The sequence below is a fragment of the Paenibacillus sp. P36 genome (genome assembly GCF_045866505.1).
In the GTDB taxonomy this organism is placed as follows: Bacteria; Bacillota; Bacilli; order Paenibacillales; family NBRC-103111; genus Paenibacillus_E; species Paenibacillus_E chondroitinus.
This window is the reverse complement of sequence record NZ_AP038372.1, coordinates 4,783,515-4,804,479: the sequence shown is the minus strand read 5'-3', so window position 1 is coordinate 4,804,479 and position 20,965 is coordinate 4,783,515. Positions and strand designations below refer to the sequence as shown.

Genomic DNA, 20,965 nt, shown 5'->3' with positions numbered 1-20,965 from the left:
CGATCAGCATGCTGAATACCAGGGGATGTTTCCACCACTTTGAAGAATTTAGGAAGGCAAATATCTTATTGACTTCAGGAAAATAATGGTTTAACCTATTGTTGACTGATTGAGTCAATCAAATAATATACAGAGGTGAAGGATATGAATTTTGTTCAAAAAGCAGGCAAGGCGATCGTAATCGGTGGCAGTATGGCAGGTCTAATGACGGCAAGAGTCCTCTCATCGTATTATGAAGAAGTACTGCTTATCGATAAGGACGAATTTCCACAGCATCCCGCTGATCGGAATGGCGCTCCGCACGGTTTTCATCCCCACAGGTTCACACAGCGTGGTAAAATGATTACAGAGCAGTTTTTTCCTGGTTACGAAGATGACCTGGTGGCGCTTGGTTCGCCAAGCTCGCTTCATAAGACCGTTCATATGATGAATCAATATGGAACCGTGGAAGCACCATACCAACGGAATGATAGGAAGTTCAGCCGTGCCGTGTTGGAGTGGGTGATCCGTGCCCGTGTAAGGAAGATTCCCAATGTTCACTTGCTAGAGGAACATGATGTCATTGGGCTGCATACAAGCCGGAATCATACGGCGGTTACGGGCATTCAGGTTCGTCAGCGGGAAGATGGCATTAAGTATGATTACATGGCAGATCTTATCGTGGATGCGAGTGGACGCTCCTCCAAATTGACGCAATGGCTGAAGGCATTTGGTTATGACGTGCCTTCCCCTGATCGGATGAAAGCAGCTATCGGTTACAGCACACGCCGTTATAAGGTTCCTGCTCATATGAAGCATCTGATCGAGAAATGGGATGTAATTAACATCATGGGCCAACCCATACAGGGATTGTTCACGGGAGTATTTTCCTTTATCGAGAATGAGGTGGCTGAAATGCTGCTGTATCGCCCAGGCGGGCATTATCCACCAACGAATCCGGAAGATTTCGAGCGGGAGGTCGCTGAGCTTCCTAGCCCCCTGATTGGAGAAATCCTGAGTGAGCTTGAACCAATCACCCCGCCTAAAGGTTTTCGCGTTCCTGAACTGTACCGTCACCACTATGACCAAATGGACAAATGGCCGGACGGATTGTTAGTATTAGGGGATGCATACTGCATTTATGACCCTATTTTTGGCCAAGGGATGACAGTTGCTGCCATAGAAGCGGATTTGCTGGACACCATGCTGCAGGAGCAACAGAATCATCCTGAGCCACATTTCGAGCAAAAGGTTCTACGCACTTTTCAAAAAAAAGCAATTACACCTGCTTGGTGGTTAAATTGTGCAGCGGATATGCAGTGGGATGGCGTCGAATATGAAGCTGGCTCAGAACCGCTTGAGGGAATTGCTTTTGGCAGCCGATATATGAATTTGATCCTGAGAGAGGGTACGGCGAATCATAATTTCAAACTATTCGGTTTGTACTGGGGTGTTAATTCATTATCTTTGCCTCTGCATGAGTTGTTTCAGCCACAGATGGTCAAGTCGGTTCTTGAGTCTTCGGAGGAAGGGCGGCAATTACTTGCCGATCTGTTAAGAGAATACGAGCTGCCATTAGAAGAAATATTGATCAAATTGATTCCAGGTTAGGAGTGAAGAATGTCTTGCCTCCATTAAATGAAGAGCAACAGCTTCAGATTCGTGATGAACGCAGAGAGCAAATTATGAGCGCTGCGCTTAAGGTTTTTGCAAGACGGGGGATTATTGGGACGAAAATGAGCATGATCGCCGCTGAGGCCGAGATTAGCCATGGGCTGCTTTATCATTACTTTACGTCGAAGGAAGAGCTTTTCACAACACTTGTTGAAAAGGCCATGATTGCATCGGATGAAGCTATGCAAAATGTTTACAAGCTGCCGGGCTCGCCGATTCATAAAATAAGAGCTTTAACGCAAGACATGATGGATGAGAGCGGGACGGACTATTTTCTACTTATACATCAAGCGAGAACCTCAGACGGAGTGCCTGAGAAAGTCGTGGAGTTAATTGAGCGCTATTCCATGGATAACTACGTCAAGCAGCTGCGGGCCTTATTCCGAGAAGGACAGGAAGTCGGTGAGGTTGCGGAGCGAGATTTGGACGAAATGATTTCGTCGTACTTATCAGTCCTCTCCGGTCTGATGGTGCTGAATGTTCAGAAAATTGGAGGCTACCAGCTTCCGAAAGTTGACGTGCTGCTGAGGATGATTACTCCTTAGTAGATAAATAGGATAAGGGAAGCAAGGGCTATTTTCAAGTAGACGAATCTACTTTGAGAGAGCCCATTTTTTTGTGGTTTTTTCATGAAAAAATAACGGAATCCCTCAAAATATTGTGGTATAATTTGCTGTGTTGTACCGGATTTTGCCAATACATACGGTAGTTAATAAGGAGATAGAGACATGATTCTAAGGCAAAAGCTAATTGGGATGTTAGGTATGGTTATTTGTTCTGGGTTGCTGTTTGGAAATTCGGTGCTAGCGGAGACAGGCAAATATCAGGATGTACCGGAAGGTTATCTGTATAAAAATTACATCGAAGAGTTGTCAGCGAAGAAGTTGGTGGAAGGAACAGCGGACGGTCAATTTTCCCCGGATTCACCACTCACCAGAGAACAATTCGCGAAACTAGTCGTTATGGTGTTTGGTTTGCCTGCCGCAGACGGAAGCATGCCGTTTCAGGACTGTCAGGAGGCCTGGTCTGTTCCTTACATTTTAACCGCTTACAAAGCAGGGATTATTCAAGGGACAAGCGAGGATAACTTCTCGCCAAAGCAGTATGTGAGAAAACAGGAAGCAGCCGTTATGTTAAGCAGGCTTTTTCCGGGAGTTGTGCAGCAAAATGAGCAGGACTGGGCTGGAGGGGCATTGGCTTTCGTCCGGCATGACATCCTTCCTGCAACTTTGCAGTCCATGTTGGAAGATACACAGGCACCTTTAAGTCGTGGGGAGGCAGCGGCATTGCTTAGCCTTTCTTTGCATTTTAAGGAGCAAGGGGATTTGGGGAAACCTGGAACTGTATCGGCAAGTCCTAATGGCGCGATTAAAGAGCAAGCTTTGATTCTTGATCCTACTCAAAAGAAAGAAGTTACGGTCAATGTTAATGCCGATGAGCCGATTTATATCCAAGCGGAGCTAAAGAAATATAAGACGTATGAGTTAGAGGCTAAGGGAGAAAGTCAGTCCTCTTTTAACATGGAACTGACAAATGCAGAAGGAAAGGTCTTGAATGAAGGAAACGTCGGTTCCATGCAAGTTACGGCAGAGGCTGATGGTATCGTTTATGCAAAGATACGAACGGAACAGCAGAAGGGAACGATTACGCTCAAAATCGCTGAGGTTGGTCTGGATTCGGATCATCCTATTATCCTTAAGGCAGGGCACTTTGATCAACTTTTCCCAATAGAAGAAGACCTTTATTTAAAAGCCGTGGCGAGTCATGACAATCCAATAATGGTTCAAGCTAAAGGGGCGATTAGTTATCAACTATTGCAGGTGAGTTTATCAAAATCTGCTCCGCATTATGGTGACAGCTACATCTATATCCACGGTAAATTAGTAAAGCTTAATCCAGAACCCGCAGCAATTAATATGGATTTCTCGATCACTACTCGGAATGGGGATCCTTATACAATTAACTGTGAGTGTGTGGTAAAGCTGACAACACCGGTAAGTACGGCCGTATCGTTTCAGGTAATGGATGGAAATTCCAAAGATAATGCATATGCAATCGGATGGGGTAGAAATGAATGGAAGACGGGATATAAGGGAAATTCGATTGAGGGGGTTTTCTATCAACTTGCCTTGGAGGATGGGAAAGATTATACAATTGAAGTCAGCGAACAAATGAAGCCAGTAATGATTGACAAGAATTATATCGAGGGTTCATTAATTCCTCCAACTTATGAAACTCCTGAGCTCGACAATACCGTAGTTGTAAAAAGAAAATTGACGTTATTCGGACTAGACGGTAAAGAAGTACTCGTCGACGAGAAACTGACAGGACCTATTCCTTTCAAGGCGACCAAAGCGGGCATCTATGTTGTAAAACTGGAATCGGATGCTAAGGATCGTACGACGGAGATTCGGGTGAAAAGTGCTAATTGATTAAGGAATTGCCTGAATTGTTGGTTCCGAAGCCTGTTTAAAGGTTTTTCAGGGAACTGCGGTCCGCTATTTCATTAGAAAAGCACATCTTCAACTTGCAGAGGGAACTACGATCCCCTATTTCATCGTTTTCACTCGAAAACCACGTATTGGAGTCTGAATAGGACCCTGTAGTTCCCCAAAGAGACGCATCGGTTAGATTTACTCCAAATAGAGGCTTCCTTGGACTTCTGTCAAGAAAGTAAACACACCATTAAGTGCCGATCACGCGGTTTCTGCAAAGGTCGCTGCAAACTGAACAGGCGAAACATAGCCAAGGGCACTATGAACTCTTTTGCGGTTATAGAAGAACTCAATATACCGAAAAATGGCTTCGTATGCCTGCTGCTTGGTTTTGAATTTCGTGCAATAGATGAGTTCTTTCTTTAAAATGCTGTGGAACGACTCTATGCAGGCGTTGTCGTAGCAGTTTCCTTTGCGGCTCATGCTTGCTTGCATATAGTATGAGGCTAGCTTTTCTCTGTATTCTTTGGAGGCGTATTGTGATCCGCGATCGGAATGATGAATAAGCCCTTTGCCTGGCCTTTTAGCCTGATAAGCGGCTTCTAGAGCGCTCAGAGTGAGCTCTGTTGTCATTCGATCATGAAGCCGCCAGCCTACGATTTCTTTGGTGCACAAGTCCAAAACACTTGCTAGATACAATCGACCTTCTCGACAAGGGATATAGGTAATGTCTGCTACCCAGACCTTCTCCGGTGTATCGGTTGCAAACTTCTGATCAAGTACATTTGGCGCAGTTGGTAGGTTGTGATTGGAATCCGTCGTTTGTACTCTAAACTTGCGAGATACACAGGAACGTAGTCCTAGCTCTTTCATGTAAACACTGACGGTACGCTCTGAGATGGTTAAACCCTCTTTCCACAGCATACGAGTAATTTTGGGGCTGCCATAACGCTCCCCGGAATCATGAAAGTGATAACCAATTCGCTTCAGTACCGCTGCTTTATGCAGTTCTTGCTCGCTGGGTAGCGCCTGTTGCCACTTGTAGAAACCGCTCCTCGATACCTGCATGACCCTGCACATCTTCGCCACCCGAAACTCAGAGCGATGATCTTCGATGAACTGGAACCTTAGTTCCTTTCTTTGCTGAAGATGTGCAGTGCCTTTTTTAGAATGGCCAGTTCCTCCCGGAGATCCTCTTTCTCCCGCTCAGAGGCCTGCAGGCGTTTCTCGATGTCCCGTAGTTTCTCTGGGTTACCTACAGGCTCGTTTTCAAAGGAGCGATATTTTGTCATCCAATTCTTTAATGTTCCGGCTGGAATGTTCATTTCCTCTGCAATCTCCGGCAATGTCTTTGTTTGTTCCTGAACATATTTTACTGCCTGTTTTTTAAATTCTTCATTATATCGTTGGCGTTGCTCTCCCATGGGCGGACACCCTCCTATTCGTTAAGTCTATTATTGGGGTCACTTAACGATGTGTCCACTTCTAATTCTAGCCGCACCTGTTCCCTTAAATAATACTTTAGCCAGGTTCCTGCTAGTTGATTGAAATTGTTGGTGGCAGGGTAGGGTGAAGTCGGCTGTATAGTGAATAGAAGATGGAGTGGCGGGGGTAGTTAAGTAGAAAACCTTTAAGCCTGACGGAGTGTGCTCCGTCAGGCTTTTTTATGTCACAAAGGGCAACGATGCTTACTATCGTACAGCTTCAAATACATACGACTGCTCCGCATGAGTCGGGGCTTTGTTAGGATCAAAATCCGCTGACACAACCACATCGGTAAAACCTAAACTTTCTAGAACAAGCTTAAATTCCTCGACACCATACCAACGTAAGGCATACCGCTGCAGTTCAGTTTGGATTAGCGCGCCATTGCGCCATTTTTCATATTTGATATAGGAAACTTTATATTGATTGAATAAATCGGCCTCGATTTGTTTGCCTTCCATGGTGATGATGTCCCCACCAGGCAAGTTGAAGGTCGACGTGCCACGCCATTTACCACACTCAAAGTTCGTGTCAGGCAAGAACAGATCAAGCATTAAGCGGCCACCAGGTTGAAGATGTTCGTAGAGGCGCTTTAAGGCTTTAAGTGATTCTTCTCTTTTTTCAATTAGCAAAAATGAACCGGCTGGAATAATAATAGCCTCATATTTATCGGGCAAAGAAAGATCTTGCAGGCTTGACTCATACAGATTTGTAACTAAACCCCGTTCCTTACAACGCCCCCGACAAGAAGCTAACATATCGGGAGAATAGTCAACCCCGTCTACAAGAAGACCTGATTCAAGAAGAGGAATGATTACACGACCAGAGCCTACCATGGCTTCAAGTATACGACCTTTACAAGTCTTAAGTTTTCCCTGGTAATACTCTAAATCCCCATTAATAGACTGACCAATTTTTTTCGTGTGGTTATAGACTTCGGTACAAAGTTCTCCGTAATAACTAAATGACATACGTTTTTCCCTCCCTGATTGAAATGAAAATAGAAGTTAAATCAATTATAAGTAACTTGGAAAAATTTGGTCAATGTGAAAGACAATTATAACGAAACTTACCGCCATAGACGATCGGAGCACAACCGCCAACCCAAAAAAACACATACCACCATAATAATCTCCATTGTCTGTTTCCCCTATCAGCAATAGAGTGAAGCTATCCGAATGAATGTAAGTGCTTCCAAACAACGGTTATTAATTCGGTCGTCAAGCTTCCGTTCTTCGGCTAGAGCAGGTTGTTGTTTTCACTCACAGGCTGCTTTGATTACAAGTAGGGGGGGATAACTTTCACTGATTGTTCTGCTGGGATGATGTTTTAGAAGCTATCATAAGGAGGCACTAGGATGCTCACGCAACAAGCTATGAAGAAAGTTGTAAGCGCTATTCTAACAATTGCTATGATGCTTACGCTTTTGAACCCTTTTGGGTTCTCTGCATCGACGGCGCATGCCGCACAGGGAGAGATGTTAAGCCTTTTTGAAGTCGAAGTAAGCAAGCCAGTAAACGCAGTAGTTGACGTTACTCAATCAACCATTGGGATTTCGTTGCCCTACGGCGAATCTTACCAAATGCTGAACGTAATGACGAATCCGGGCGTTACTCCAACGGTTTTCAGAAGCGATGAAACAACAGCAATTCCATTCGCTACCAGCGGCATCAATATGGGCGATGCCAAGTTGGATCAATTTTCACCGGGTGGAATAACGACGTATTATCTGGTGTTAACGGATAAGAATGACAGCAGCAACAGGAAGAAATACACCATTACCGTAACTGTAGAGAAGGAACTGCCGGCGTCCATAGCCAACTCTATGGGTCCTAATGACAAATATTTACCGCTAAATATTAAATCAGGCGAGCATGCATGGGATGTACTTGGTGCTTCCAAAATCGGATTTGGCAGCACAACAGGGTCTATTGAAGGGCCAGGGAAAGCCTCGTCTTACAGCGGAAAGGATTGGTTTGAATCGGTTTATGACCGTTCCGGAGACTACCCGGCGGCTCAAAGCGTTCCTGACGCTTGGCTGGGAGATAACATGTATCTGCAAACCATCGGTAAAACAGATGTGAATGCGCTTACGAAGTACGGGATTGAAGCTAGTGCCGGACTGGACAAGCTGAACACGGACATTTTGCGGTATCATGAATTTTTACCTTTCAAAACCCCTGAAGGGGTGAGCAGGGACGATGGTGACCGGGGAGCGGTCAACAGTGACCGTCAGCGTCTCGAAATCAAGAGCAATACCAGTGCATCGAAAAGCGATGGCAATAGTGTGGGTGGCGATATTATGACCCATCACTGGAAGCTGATGCTTCCTTCGGAAACGATCAAGTATCAGATGGATGCCGCCGAGAAGGAAGCCGGCGACTTCATTGCTCCGCGACGTTTCTTCCACATTTTTCAATTAAAGGCGATTGAAGGGGATGAAGCCGGGCAGCCGATAACGACGCTTACGCTTGTTTCCGTCAATGGCAAAGGCTATTTGGAATTCAGAAACAATCCGGATGGGCAAGAAGCGTACCGAATTAAGCCGCTGTTCACGATTCCATTAGATCAGGTCGTTGACCGTTGGCTGGATATGGAAGTGACGATCCTTAGCGCTGATAAAGGCTATGTCTACGGCAAACTTGTTGATGTGGCAAGCAATACAGAACTCTGGAAAGGCGGCATGACGGCGGAAACCTTGAGACGCCCTGAAGTCTTGAACCCGGATACGGGGAAAAAGGAACGTGTCGATCTGCCCGCAGTGCCTGGACAACAAAACCGCTCCAAATGGGGACTATATCGAGGAATGTACAATACCGTGAATGAATCCGTTTATGCCGATGAATATCAGGCTGCAACGATGTATTTATCCGATATTTACTTAATTAAAAGGGATGCAAGCACCTATGTTTTCCCTGATGGTTGGGATCCAAACAGCCAGCCCAAGGATATCGTGGCATGGGATAGGAAGCCAGTCGTTTCGGCGGCACCAGGCACTGTATTCGAGAACTTGGGCTTACCGGCGCAACTAGATGTAAGCTTGAGCACAGGCAAGATCGAAAAGGTAAATGTCACGTGGAGCTCGGAGGGCTACAATCCGAATAGTACGGGAAATTACAAAATCTATGGTCAATTTTCCGGAACTGGCATTACGAATACCCAGAATATTAAGCCTTATGTTGAAGTCAATATTTCCGGTATTAAAAACTGGGCAGTAACGCCATCCGCCGAAATTAAAGTTGTTTCTCAAAGTGGAGGCACCAAAAATAACTTTATCGACGACCAGTCGGATACGGCTTGGCAAGCGAACAGTTCACTAACCAAGACAGATGGGTACCAATACTGGGCTGCCGTTAAACTGGAAAAACAGATTGAAGTTAGCCGGATTCAGCTTGAATGGACCAGCAACAGCAAGTTCTTGAAAAATTATCAGCTGTACTATACGAACGATGCTGCGGCATATAACGAGCTGAAGGAAGGCACCTCTGTCTCGTCAACCTCAACGGCAACGAGGAAGCCGCTTCTAACCGAGCATGGTTCCTCTTGGATCCTCATCCCCGGAGCGGGAAAAACGACGGATCTGAGCAACAACGAGAAGGCCGATTTGACACTGAGCCAAACGGTAAATGCGCAATATGTGCTGTTAGTTTCCGATCTCACACTCGATAACAGTGCTGGCTCCATCAAAAGCAATGTATTTAACATTATCGGTCAACCTTCTCGATCGATAGAGACCGGTTCCGTAAATTTGTTGGCGCCATCCCGTTTTACGCCGCAAGATGGCGTGAACCTCAAGGTTAGCTCCGAGCAACCTGATCATCCTGGAGTAGACGCCTTGAAGACGGACGGGACTGGTTTTTGGAGAAACTCTAGTTCCAATGTGTATAAGGAGAATTATGCGCCATCTTCCTTGGCGTTGAGCCTTGACTTGGGATCTCCGAAGACAGTGGATAAACTGTATCTTGAAATTCCGAACGCTATCGCCAATATTCAGAAGAATGCTACTCGTTTCGAAGTTTATTACTCCAATGATCCTCAATCTTGGGCGAGCAGCCCTACAACTTCGGATGTGGCCAACAACTATGATTGGGAAAGCAACGGCTGGAAGCTGGCCGGAGGTACGGAAACCGAAGGCATGTGGTCCTTTGTAACCTACAACGGACAGCAGTGGGGCTTTGATACTAAAAAGTTCTTGTATCCGTTTACAGCGCGTTATGTGATGATCAACACCGTATTGGTTGGTCCACGCGATCGTCGTACGGATGAGAATACATCGGCTATGGGGTTATCCGGCTTGGTGATTTATGGAAAAGATCCGGTATCCAACGCTACGGCTCTTGCACCATCCAAAGCTGTTTACAGCACTTGGGATCAAAGCGAGCCGATCAGCACCATAGTTAGCCTTGCCAGCGGTCAGACGATTATGGGAATCACGAATGCTGAAGGCAAGGAGCTTGCTTTAAATACAGATTACAAAGTAACTGGGAATAAGGTCACCTTCGAAGCTCCATTCCTGGCGAAGCTTCCGCTGGGCACGAATGAATTCACTATCCGCCTAAGTAACGGCACTCCGTCTATTTTTGCCTTGGATGTGACAGCACGCGGGTTTGGAGAAAATAGCAAAACCATCAAAATGAATGCCATTGATGGCGTGTCTCCATATAATGTTCTGGGAGGCGCGATGGGCACCGACGAGCCTGTTGAAGGTGTAACCAAACGAATTCGAGATGCTTACCATGCTTATTATGGGGATCGTCCTGAAGCGAACTTAGCTGACAACCATGTCCAAAGCGTCTGGGACAGCACCCTTCAGAAAAACGTGTTCAAGGTTGTTGCCCAAGGCAGAGGCTTGAACAATGAATTCGAAGACAAAGTTCGGGACGGCGAATATGCACACAAAGGTGTTTTTGACTGGGAAAAAGGTTATGTCGTCGGCGGTGCGGCTATCAATGACAGACAAAGGATCGAGATTCGTCCGGACGAAGATTCGACCAAGGATTTTACGGCATATAATGGCGATATTGTTTCCTATCAATGGCTGTGGAACATTCCGGATGGCAATCAGTGGAACCAGTCTAACTTCAGACATATTTTCCAATTAAAAGCTACGAATGCCCAGGCAGCCGATACCCTTCCAGGAGGCAACAGTGCCGGTGAGAATGGGGCGTATATTCTGGCTATGTCGATTACCGGCAAGGATACGAGGGAGCTGATCGTCAACCATAACCGATACGACGGCGATAAGACCCTTCTGAGAATCCCGTTGAAAGATATTGGCAGCCATTGGATTAAAGTTGAGCTTCAGGCATTAATCTCCGATTCTGGTTGGCTGACGATTAAAATCACGGATACCGTTACCGGTAAAGTTTATACGTTTGACAGCCCGGATGTGTATCAGACGTTTCCAAAACAAGGGGCAGGCGACGGTGTGAAGGACTTGTGGAGAAGACCGGAAAGAAGCGTCAAGGTCGGAAGCACCAATGTCAACTTCGAGACCGAATATCCGGCGACTTTTGACCAATATTTGCGTCCGAAGTGGGGCATTTACCGCAGCTCTAACGGCGGCACCAATTCAGCTTACGACGCCGAGCTGCAGCTTTCTGATATCACGATTACCAAAGTTGCAACCGGAGTATCTTCTACGAACCTGGCGCTGAATAAAAAAGCATACAACGTTGGTTCGTCGGCAGGTGCCAACTCGCTGCAGCTTGCATCCGCTAATGCTAATGTTTATGGGAATGCCAACAAACTGACAAGCGGTGTCCTTGAAGATCCTATGATTTGGAACGTCAATAATGTGACCAACTTGGACCAAATTGGAAATTATTCTTGGTTGGGTACGGATGGAGCTAAAAAAGGTAGTTTTGTAATTGACCTTGGTCAAGCTATGGATTTCAGCCAAATCAGGCTGCTTGCCAAGTCCACCAGATTGAAAGGTGCTACCGTTTATGTATCCGATGATTTCGGTGATCACTCATCGGCTGCTGAATTGGACAACTTGACTTTCAAACAAGTTGATCTCAAAACCGAAGAAGGTTACACCTATGAAACAGGCAACCTAAACGGCGGAGATGACTTAACAGATGCATCTTATGCGTTAAATCTTGGCAAGACCTACCATGCCAGATATATCAAAGTAATGGTAGAAAACGCATCGGGCGGCAACGCAGGCACTGATTTAACTGGACCTCCTAGGCTTACACAGGTTCAAGTTTTCAACGCACCGACGCCTCCTCAGAATCTGAAAATAGCAACCAATGGTTCGTCTGCGGTTCTAAAATGGGATTCCAATGAGCGGAGCGAAGGCTTCACGGTTTATAACGGGATAGAAAGTGTTGCCGAATTGCCGGCAAATGCGACAAGCTATGTATGGCCAAACAATTCTTTTGACACTACAGCGATCTCGGTAAGGTCGAAGGGAACAGATCCATATTCCCGCAAATTTATGATCTCGGCACCAGCTTTTCCAGTGCCTACGGTACCTACGGATGTCAATCCTGTCATTGTTAGCATTGCACCGGAGAATATCGTGACCATAGTAGGGACAGCACCGGTTATGCCGACTGTTGTGAGCGCAGTATACAGCGACAGCTCGACCCAAAAGCTGCCTGTAGCTTGGAACCCCATTGCTCCTACCCAATACGCGGCTCCAGGAAACTTTACCGTTGAAGGCACCGTTACTGGTAGCGTATATAAGGCATTGGCTAACATTGCCGTTACCTCAGGTTCAGTCACATGGCCGGCTCAATCCGTTCTAACTGTTTCGGAAATTGGCGAAACAACGGCAACCTTGCGATGGACAGCGGCGCAAGCCGTGAGAGGGATAGCAGGATATACGCTTTATACCGTTACCGGCAGCACGTATTCCGAAATCGTTTCGGTCGGTGATGTCCTGACTTATAAGCTGACGGGTCTGACGAGTGGCAGCAAGTACACTTTCACGATTCAAGCCGTAGATAAGGATGGCGTTAAAAGCGTGTACGGACCGGCAGCTAGTTTCTGGACCAATTCTAGATCGAGAGATACTTCAGATACTCCAATCTCTACGGGTTCGGGATCTGCTCCAGTAACGTCTGGTGGTTCCAATACGAATACGGGTATCCTTAATCTTGATAAGGATGCCAAAGTTACGAAAGAAACGGCGCCTGATGGAAGTACGGTAACAAAAGTCACTGTAGATGCGAAAGCGTTGGAGAAAGCCTTAGCTAACCCGCTCGTCATAATAGATGTGAAAGGCAGCGACTCGGCTACGAAAGTGGAACTTCCAGGCAATTCTCTTCTCAGTGCGACGGATAAACAAAGTAAATTGGTTATTCAATCAAACGGGATTCGTTACGAATTGCCTGTGACGCTGTTTGCGAATATTCAGAAGGACTCTACAGTGGTCGTCTCGATAGCCAAAGTAACGGGAAAAGCTGGAGACGATGTGAATGCTGCCGTGAATAACCTGAATGCGAAGCAAGTGATAACGAACCCGATCGAATTTACGATCACCGTTAACGGTTCGGAATTAACGGACTTTGGTGGCGTATATGTCAACCGTACTCTTAACTTGGGTAAACTGACCGTAGACCCAGCCACGTTGACCGCTGTATGGGTTGATTCGAACAAGCAGGTTCACTTTGTTCCGGCTGTCCTAACGACTAATGACGGATCTACGGAAATAACGATCCATTCGCCTCACAACAGCGTTTATACCGTCATTCAATCGGAGAAAACGTTCCGTGATTTGCAAGGGCATTGGGCTAAAACAGATATTGAACTACTTGCAAGTAAATTCATTTTAAACGGTATGACCGATGAGCAATTTGCACCTGAAGCGAACGTGACGCGAGCTGAGTTTGCGGCCATGCTGGTTCGTTCCCTTGGTTTAGTAGAAACAAAAGTTAGCGTGTTTCACGATGTTCAATCCACGGATTGGTTTGCCGGGGCCGTAGGCTCGGCCTCAAAAGCTGGATTGATCGATGGCTATGAGGACGGCAACTTCCAACCTAACGCTAATATTACTCGCGAACAAATGGTTGCGATGGTGATCCGGGCTATGAAAGTCGGCGGCAAGGAAATGCAAGGCGATATTTCGGTATTGAACAAATTCGCCGACCGATCGGATATCGGGGAATGGTCGAAAGAAGCCGTTTCGCAGGCTTTGAAAGCCGGACTCATCCAAGGCATGTCCGACACCGTTTTCGCTTCGAAGGAATCTGCAAATCGTGCACAAGCTGCAGTGATTTTGAAGCGTGCACTGCAATTCCTGAGCTTTATGAACTAAATTCTTCTAAACAAGCAGCCGCCTTCGATTTCTCGAAGGCGGCTGTTTGGGTAAGAGGAATCTGAACAGATAGAAGGAATTTGTATGTATGAATATCGGAGGTGGAGAAGTGTGAGAATTAGAACAGCGACAGAAAGAGACATTGATTTCATAAAAAGCAGAGATCACCATCTGAAGGAGCACTTAATTGCACCTAAAATTAGAGAAAACGGAATTTTCCTGTTCCAAGATGAGCGTGATGAAATCATCGGTTGGATGCGTTTTAGCTACTTCTGGGATAATACACCGTTTATGAATATGATTTGGTTCGACGAACCTTACCGTAAACAAGGGTTGGGGAAGCAAGTCGTCGATTTTTGGGAAAATCGCATGAAAGAACAAGGGTTTGAACGGGTTATGACATCCACACAAGCAGATGAAGAGGCTCAGCATTTCTATAGAAAATTGGGTTACAAAGATGCAGGATGCTTATTGCTGGATGATCAAGCTATGGAGATTATTTTTACGAAAAAGCTGATCTGATATGACTATGACATAAGTTGACATAGTTAATGTCTATACTAGGCTGTAGATCAACGAAAGGAGTTAACCGATCATGAGCCGTAAAATCATTTTGGATTTAGCCGTAACTTTAGATGGGTTTATTGAAGGAAGTAAGGGGGAAGTTGATTGGTGCGTGATGGACGCCGAGATGGGGTTCACACAGTTCTTAAATCAAATTGATACCATCCTTTATGGTAGAAAAAGCTATGATTTATGGGGGCAATATACGCCTGATTCTGAAAATGAAGAGACGGATCATGAAATTTGGGATCTCGTTCATAGTAAAGAGAAATATGTGTTTTCAAGAACACAAAGTGGGACCGATCATAAAGCCATCTTCATTAATGACCATATTTTGGAAGAAGTAAATAAAATAAAGAATAAGCCAGGCCAAGATATTTGGCTGTATGGTGGAGCAAGTCTTATTACAACGTTTATCCATTTAGGACTAGTTGATGAGTTTAGATTATCTGTGCACCCAGTTATTCTTGGAGAAGGAAAGCCGTTGTTTACGGATATTAATCAGAGACTAAACCTGAAATTGATTACTACCAAAACATTCTCCTCTGGCGTTGTGCAGCTAATCTATCATATGAATAAGTAATAACAAATAGAGAACCAACCGATATGCCGGCTGGTTCTCTATTTGTTTACATGCTACTTACGGGCAAAAAGCTTAACATTATCTGCTGCATGGAAAATCGAACGCTGTTTTCCTTCATAAATGACAGCCGACATCGCCGGAATAGCATCGTTATCTATCTTGACTTCATGTTCGGAAAAGTTGGCAATAACCTTGAGGTCGTTGCCATACTGTGCACTTTGAACAAGTCTGTCATCGGTTAACACGGCAAATTTACTCATTTGTTGAGTGACGGCTTGCTGATGGAAAGGGGACCATACCTTCAAATAATCCAGGATGCTGGCTTTCTCTTGCTCCCAAGCTGCACGGTTCAAGTGATATAAGGGAGGTACATTGTACAAAAGGCCATATAACATTTTATCCGCTTCATCACCTTTAATCTTATAAGTACCCCACTCCCAATGATTAGTCGTAATAATGGAGTTATTATAAACAAGCTTGTATAAAGGCAAGGCGTACACCGGGTCGTTGTAGACCTTTTCATACAGAGGTTTAAGCGGTACTGATTTGCCGTAACGTTCCGGGATGCCGGAAGCAGCGTAATATCCGCCTACAAAGTAGGGGCTGTTTTTATTCTCCCGCATGTCCGGGTCGCCCCAAGCGATGACGGGACTCTCAATGCCTTGCGCGTAAGCAATAACTCCACTCGCGTAATCATTTCCACCCTCCGAGCCAACTACCATATGTTTGTCTTTGGCAAAATAGGTAAACCGATCTAAGCGGGCCATCATGTCCTGAAGCTGTGTTGTCGGATGATTGGGGGAGTAATCGTCGTAGACATCTCCAGTCGCGTCTGAGTCAACAAACCACGAGTTGTAACCAATCCCGTCTTGAAGGATTCCCTCGACCCGCTGTTTCACACTAGGCATAGCTAAAGTTGGATTCAATTTTCGCCCTCTTTGAAGAAAGCCGGCAATTTTCGTACCATCCTTTTTGGCGATCGTTGCCTGATCATAAAGTGAAGGATCAGGGAAAAACGCCGTGTTCCATGAAGGATCGGGTTGCTCCTGAATGGAATGGTAGGAGTCATAAGGAGCGATTAAGTATCCCGCCTGATTGGCTGCTTCAACCATACGGGGATTGCTCAGACCATCAGCCCAGTTGGGAAGTCCGATCCATGCTTTTTGAATTCCGGACTTCTGCATATCGTTGATTAGATCTGTTGAATCCGCCTGTCCCCAAGTAGAAATATCCCCCGCGGCGTCTTTCAACACACTTTTGAGCAGCAGCTTGTTGAGGTCGTACAGTTTTTGCTCGCTTAATTTATCGATTCCTAGATCCATCAGCTTCTGTGCCTCACTTCCGGGATTCGGAAATACGGCCTTTGAATAAAAACCTTTCAGCTTCATTCCTTGATTAAGCGCACTTAGGACAACTCTTTTCTGATAGGCGTCGAAGCTGATCTGTTTCGCGATGTCCTTCAACACCTGCGCAAGTTCATCGCTACCTTCGGCTGTACCTGCGAGCAGCTTGACCAGCCACTGACCTAGAGCACCCGAGAGTAACGGTCGGATTTTGGGCCACTGGACATCGCGATCGGTAAGGATCGACTCACTCCATAAGTAAATCTGTGGTGCCCCGTACAGTTTTTGAATATTGGGATTCTCTTTCGATTTGTCCGCAAGCGTCACGTATTTTCCGCTTTCTTCGATATAACTTTTGTAAGGTTGAACCATTTGCTGCGGGTCATTGCCCGTAACATACAGGCGGAATCCATAGCTTTTATCCTTATTGATGCTTGGAAATGCGTGTGTAAATTGAAATTGAAGCGAAGAAGACGTATCGAAATGAACCTCATCATTGAATTTATTTGTAACGACATAAACCAGGGAGAAGGGGTCATTTTTCAAAGCAAAAAAGTCCATCGAGAACGACTCACTCCAAGTGTAGCTCTGATCATCCAAGAAAGTCCGCCAATTCGTGTCGTCTGCCGGAATGATCTTTCCTTCGCCCAAGGGAAGCACGTAACTCTGTGCTTTTACTGAAGGCCATTGAAACTGCTCTGCGCCTATGGAATCGAAATGAATATCGAGATAGTCGTTTTTTTTGGCGATACTAATTTTCACTTGTCCCGGATAAGTCCATTTTATCGAATCTTTCTCCTTAACGAGATCAGTTACAGCTGTTTTGGGCAGGGCCATCGAAGCCGGCATACGAACCCCATTTTTAATAATCGTCAGAGTGAATGTCTCGGGATCGACTTCGTAATCGAAGGGCTCACCCTCCGGTTGAACGGATGTTGAAATGGTTTGCTGCCCACTGGTGGGTGTTAGCTGGTTTGCAGCTTGATCGCGGCACCCGGTTAGGGCTACAGTAATGAGACTAGCTGCACAAAGTAATGCAAGCTTTCGCTTTTTCATAAAAATACCTCCTAATTTGTTTGATTCGATGTTCAGTATAAGGAGGCAATGTTACACGAATGTGCCAAATGGAGATCTCGGATAGGTCTACGTCTTGAAGCATTTTGCCATACTGATGTAACAAAAGACATTTATAATAGGAATGCCGCGTGAAAAGGGGGGAAGGTATGTGAATTTGTTGTTAGCTGACGATGAACCGCTTATGCTGCAAGTGATAAAGGCATATTTCATAAAAGAAGGTTTTCAGACGTTTCTGGCGCAGGATGGCGAAGAAGCAATAAATTTGTTTTATCAGCATAAAATTGATTTGGCCATTCTAGATTGGATGATGCCAAAAAGGAGCGGCATCGAAGTGTGCCGGGAAATTAAGAAAGTGGGGCGGACAAAAGTGCTGCTGTTGACGGCGAAAGGGAATGTGGATGATGAATTCCTTGCCTTGCAGTCGGGTGCGGACGATTTTGTTCGCAAACCGTTTGATCCGCGCATTTTGTTGTTAAGAGCTCAAAAGCTGCTGCAGCTTGGCGCGAAGATGACGTTAGGTGATCTAATTGTGGATCTGGATGCTCAGAAAGTATATCGGAATGGTAATGACGTTCAAGCAACACATAAGGAATTTGAATTAATGAAGTATTTGGCACTTAACAAGGGGCAAATTATTACCCGTAAAATGCTGCTCGATCAAGTGTGGGGAATGGACTATTACGGTGAGGAGAGGACAGTGGACACCCACGTTCGTAGGCTTCGAGAAAAGATAGGCGAAAGGCGGATCAAGACGTACCGCGGGATGGGCTACTCTCTGGTGGAGGACAATGAGTAAACTAAGCCGCAAGTTAATCATCAGGATAACTGCAGTACTGTGTCTTGTATTTGTCCTCTCTTTTGCGGTGAATACGTATTTTTTGCCGAAGTTCTTCTTGTATCAGAAGAAAAATAAATTGGCGGAATTGTCTTCCGAACTTGTCTCTATTTCCTACAGCTCTTTGGTACAGCAACTTGGAGTTATTGAGGAGCAGTACCAGGTTACTATCGCTTATACGACATTATCTGATTCCGTCGATGATGTGAATAATAAGCTGCTGCTTCAACTTAATCGCAAAGGCATTGCACTGGGTAAATTTTGGCTGACAGAGGAAAGTATCGCGAAGCTGCGCGAAGGGGAACAGGTGAACAAAATTTATGATCAGTCGAAGCTGAAATCAAGTTTCCTGGTCAACTTCCTGTCGGTAGGAGGATCTGTTTTCGCAGTGGGTGAATCGATTAGTAATTCAGATGAGACCATCCAAATCGTGAATGTATTTAATCTATATATATGGGTTGGCATGCTTTTGCTGCTAATCGTACTTTCTGCGCTTTATACCGCTCGAATTGTCAAACCGCTAGGTAAATTGAATGAGACAGCTGAAGCGATCTCCCATTTATCCTTCACCAAAGTTGATATACAAACAGGGGATGAGATTGAATCACTCGCTCGGAGTATTAATCGAATGAGCGACAATTTGGAAGAGGCACATAAGTCGCTCGAAGCCAAGAACGCAAATCTGCAAACCTTTATTGCGGATATTTCGCATGAATTGAAAACACCGCTCTCGCTCATCCGCGTCTATGCCAGCGGGATGCAGGATGGATTGGATGACGGTACGTATGCCCATGTCATTCAACAGCAGAGCGATGCAATGTCCGTCCTGATCGACCGATTGCTTGAACTGTCACGCCTTCAAGAGGAGACGTACCGTTTTGAAGTGATCAATTTTAAGCACTTGCTTGATGAAACAATAGGCGATTATCGCACGCCTTATCAACAATATGGCTTAGAACTTGAAGCCAATATTCATTTGCCTGCGGAAACATGGGTGATGGCGGATCGTTCAAAACTGGAATCGGTTCTGCATAATTGGCTGACGAACGCAATGAAGTACACAAGTGGTGCAAGAGTGAATGTAACATCGGTAATCAAGGAGGGGACCGTCCGATTCGAGATAGCGAATAATACGGATTTAGGCGAGGACAGGCCTTGGGAGCTGGTATGGGAACCGTTCTATGTCATGGAAAGTTCTAGGAGTAAAAAATTCAGCGGCACCGGTCTAGGCTTATCCATTTCACGAACGATTCTACAAAAGCATCAAGCACCATTCGGGCTCGAAGTAGGGGATGGCGTTATCGCCTTTTGGTTTCAGATCCCACTATTTATGAAGATAGACAAATAAACTTATTCCCTCTTTTTTGATCGTGTAGTTCTTAAATGGGGTTTCTGATAAAAGCGATTCAAAATCTGTTTCCGAGTAAGCACCTTGTTTTAGGAAAGTTTTAAAGGCGAACTTGACAAAATGCTTGTCAAATCCTTTCATTCCGGTCTCCCTAATCTCATTGTTGATATCCTCAGAAGTGGCATCCTTATTCATATCGATAATGAGGGATGTTCCGCCTTTTTTGAGCACACGATGCATTTCGCACAGCGCTTTTACAGGATCTTTGAAATTCTTGAATGCAGCGCTGCAAATAACAAAATCAAAAAAATGATCTTCGCACGGCAAATGATCCGCGTTACCTTCTTTAAAATCGACCGTTACATTTGCCTCATCTGCGTTATTGTTCTCAATCTTCACAAAATCGGGGCTAAGCTCGACGCCGGTTACGTTGAACCCTTTCTTCGCGAGCGCAATCGCCAAATAACCCGGTCCAGGCGCAATTTCCAAAACATTTGCAGGTGTGTTAACGAAAGAGGCCACTTCATTTGCATAATTTTGCATTTGCGTTAAACGGCTTTTGCGGGAATTTTTATCATACCATTTTGCCGTTAAGCCATAAATGCCGACGTCCTTGTTTTTCCGCATGTTTTTCATCATACAAACCGCTCCTTTTAAATGAAATCGATTCCTGCAGCATCTTTGATTTCATTATAGGGGAGAGCGCGGCATACCTGAACCATCCGGCGAATGAGTTACAGCTCCGTCTATAGACGGAGCTGTTTTCATCGTTGAGAAAAGGCAAACGAGTCTCCTAACATTCGTTCCACGACTTGTTGAAACGCCAACTTCTTATGTCTCAGCGTATCCTCAGACCAAGTGAAAATGCCGGGATCAAACATAAAATGAATGCCCATGAGCAAAATTTCCGCGGTTTCCTGCAGGTGCTGTATGCGGAAAATACCTTCCGTCACCCCTTGCTCCAATATGCGAATTACGTAGGGAACGCTTTGTTGGACTGTCTGTACAAGAACCTTTTGATGAATAAATGCGTTATTCTCGTGGTGCAGAAACTCAAGCATCTTACTTTCTTCCTCACCAGGTTCTTCTCCCCAAATGATCTTATGGAGTTTATCTTCCGTCGTCAGATTGCTATCGGTTAGGGCACTGATCGTATTCACTTTCTCGGTGACCAAGCTTTCAATTATAGCCGCCATAATGTCACTTTTTGTCTTGAAATGATAATAAAATGTCCCTTGAGCCACTCCTAATTTTTTGACGATATCACTAACGGCCGTTTGTTCATAACCCTTACTGCTAAAAAGCTCTAGCGATGCATCTATCATTTCTTGTCGTCGAATTTCCGGTTTTTTGGATACTCTTGCCACGGATTT

The 20,965-nt window shown here is 45.2% G+C and carries 14 protein-coding genes; 8 read left to right on the top strand and 6 right to left on the bottom strand.

What is annotated here, in order from left to right; translation table 11 throughout:
* The first annotated feature begins 144 nt into the window (after positions 1-144).
* The 3 genes from ACKTT9_RS21580 to ACKTT9_RS21570 all read left to right on the top strand — a co-directional run bounded on the left by ACKTT9_RS21580 (position 145) and on the right by ACKTT9_RS21570 (position 4,085).
* Complete coding sequence (locus ACKTT9_RS21580; protein ID WP_407867566.1) at positions 145-1,590, top strand: FAD-dependent oxidoreductase; 1,446 nt, start codon at positions 145-147, stop codon at positions 1,588-1,590.
* Between the two features lie 14 nt (positions 1,591-1,604).
* Positions 1,605-2,198 carry a TetR/AcrR family transcriptional regulator gene (locus ACKTT9_RS21575; protein WP_407867565.1) on the top strand — a complete coding sequence of 198 codons (594 nt, stop codon included), beginning with the start codon at positions 1,605-1,607 and terminating at the stop codon, positions 2,196-2,198.
* Positions 2,199-2,381: 183 nt separating this feature from the next.
* Positions 2,382-4,085: an S-layer homology domain-containing protein gene (locus ACKTT9_RS21570; RefSeq protein WP_407867564.1), complete on the top strand. Its 1,704-nt coding sequence runs from the start codon at positions 2,382-2,384 to the stop codon at positions 4,083-4,085.
* A gap of 264 nt (positions 4,086-4,349) precedes the next feature.
* On the opposite strand, the gene ACKTT9_RS21565 is transcribed toward ACKTT9_RS21570, so the two are convergent.
* From ACKTT9_RS21565 to ACKTT9_RS21555, 3 genes are all read right to left on the bottom strand, one after another.
* Positions 4,350-5,204, bottom strand: coding sequence for an IS3 family transposase (locus ACKTT9_RS21565; protein WP_407872978.1), 855 nt, complete (start codon positions 5,202-5,204; stop codon positions 4,350-4,352).
* Between the two features lie 11 nt (positions 5,205-5,215).
* Complete coding sequence (locus ACKTT9_RS21560; RefSeq protein WP_407867563.1) at positions 5,216-5,512, bottom strand: transposase; 297 nt, start codon at positions 5,510-5,512, stop codon at positions 5,216-5,218.
* A gap of 267 nt (positions 5,513-5,779) precedes the next feature.
* A complete protein-coding gene (locus ACKTT9_RS21555; RefSeq protein ID WP_407867562.1) occupies positions 5,780-6,544 on the bottom strand; it encodes a class I SAM-dependent methyltransferase in 765 nt (254 codons plus the stop codon).
* A gap of 386 nt (positions 6,545-6,930) precedes the next feature.
* Between ACKTT9_RS21555 and ACKTT9_RS21550 the strand changes: the two genes are divergently transcribed.
* From ACKTT9_RS21550 to ACKTT9_RS21540, 3 genes are all read left to right on the top strand, one after another.
* The gene (locus ACKTT9_RS21550) at positions 6,931-13,842 is read left to right on the top strand and encodes an S-layer homology domain-containing protein (RefSeq protein WP_407867561.1); all 6,912 of its coding nucleotides are present in this window, start codon (positions 6,931-6,933) and stop codon (positions 13,840-13,842) included.
* An 84-nt stretch (positions 13,843-13,926) separates the two neighbouring features.
* Entirely contained in the window at positions 13,927-14,364 is a 438-nt protein-coding gene (locus ACKTT9_RS21545) for a GNAT family N-acetyltransferase (RefSeq protein WP_407867560.1), read from the top strand.
* A 73-nt stretch (positions 14,365-14,437) separates the two neighbouring features.
* On the top strand, positions 14,438-14,989 hold the full coding sequence (locus ACKTT9_RS21540) for a dihydrofolate reductase family protein (protein WP_407867559.1): 552 nt from the start codon (positions 14,438-14,440) through the stop codon (positions 14,987-14,989).
* Between the two features lie 53 nt (positions 14,990-15,042).
* Here the strand turns inward: ACKTT9_RS21540 and ACKTT9_RS21535 are convergent, their stop codons facing one another.
* Positions 15,043-17,388 carry a glycoside hydrolase gene (locus ACKTT9_RS21535; RefSeq protein ID WP_407867558.1) on the bottom strand — a complete coding sequence of 782 codons (2,346 nt, stop codon included), beginning with the start codon at positions 17,386-17,388 and terminating at the stop codon, positions 15,043-15,045.
* A gap of 169 nt (positions 17,389-17,557) precedes the next feature.
* Between ACKTT9_RS21535 and ACKTT9_RS21530 the strand changes: the two genes are divergently transcribed.
* Entirely contained in the window at positions 17,558-18,205 is a 648-nt protein-coding gene (locus ACKTT9_RS21530) for a response regulator transcription factor (RefSeq protein WP_407867557.1), read from the top strand.
* Complete coding sequence (locus tag ACKTT9_RS21525; RefSeq protein WP_407867556.1) at positions 18,198-19,592, top strand: sensor histidine kinase; 1,395 nt, start codon at positions 18,198-18,200, stop codon at positions 19,590-19,592. Before ACKTT9_RS21530 ends, ACKTT9_RS21525 begins: the two co-directional genes overlap by 8 nt.
* Here the strand turns inward: ACKTT9_RS21525 and ACKTT9_RS21520 are convergent.
* Together ACKTT9_RS21520 and ACKTT9_RS21515 are read right to left on the bottom strand one after the other, a co-directional pair.
* Entirely contained in the window at positions 19,569-20,231 is a 663-nt protein-coding gene (locus ACKTT9_RS21520) for a class I SAM-dependent methyltransferase (RefSeq protein ID WP_407867555.1), read from the bottom strand. The genes ACKTT9_RS21525 and ACKTT9_RS21520 overlap by 24 nt on opposite strands.
* Before the next feature lie 125 nt (positions 20,232-20,356).
* A complete protein-coding gene (locus ACKTT9_RS21515; RefSeq protein WP_407867554.1) occupies positions 20,357-20,959 on the bottom strand; it encodes a TetR/AcrR family transcriptional regulator in 603 nt (200 codons plus the stop codon).
* Positions 20,960-20,965 lie beyond the last annotated feature (6 nt).

Coding starts and splice junctions, on each gene's coding strand:
- ACKTT9_RS21540 (WP_407867559.1), top strand. CDS start 14,438: ATGAGCCGTAAAATCATTTTGGATTTAGCCGTAACTTTAGATGGGTTT.
- ACKTT9_RS21535 (WP_407867558.1), bottom strand. CDS start 17,388: ATGAAAAAGCGAAAGCTTGCATTACTTTGTGCAGCTAGTCTCATTACT.
- ACKTT9_RS21525 (WP_407867556.1), top strand. CDS start 18,198: ATGAGTAAACTAAGCCGCAAGTTAATCATCAGGATAACTGCAGTACTG.
- ACKTT9_RS21560 (WP_407867563.1), bottom strand. CDS start 5,512: ATGGGAGAGCAACGCCAACGATATAATGAAGAATTTAAAAAACAGGCA.
- ACKTT9_RS21580 (WP_407867566.1), top strand. CDS start 145: ATGAATTTTGTTCAAAAAGCAGGCAAGGCGATCGTAATCGGTGGCAGT.
- ACKTT9_RS21555 (WP_407867562.1), bottom strand. CDS start 6,544: ATGTCATTTAGTTATTACGGAGAACTTTGTACCGAAGTCTATAACCAC.
- ACKTT9_RS21520 (WP_407867555.1), bottom strand. CDS start 20,231: ATGATGAAAAACATGCGGAAAAACAAGGACGTCGGCATTTATGGCTTA.
- ACKTT9_RS21570 (WP_407867564.1), top strand. CDS start 2,382: ATGATTCTAAGGCAAAAGCTAATTGGGATGTTAGGTATGGTTATTTGT.
- ACKTT9_RS21545 (WP_407867560.1), top strand. CDS start 13,927: ATGTATGAATATCGGAGGTGGAGAAGTGTGAGAATTAGAACAGCGACA.
- ACKTT9_RS21550 (WP_407867561.1), top strand. CDS start 6,931: ATGCTCACGCAACAAGCTATGAAGAAAGTTGTAAGCGCTATTCTAACA.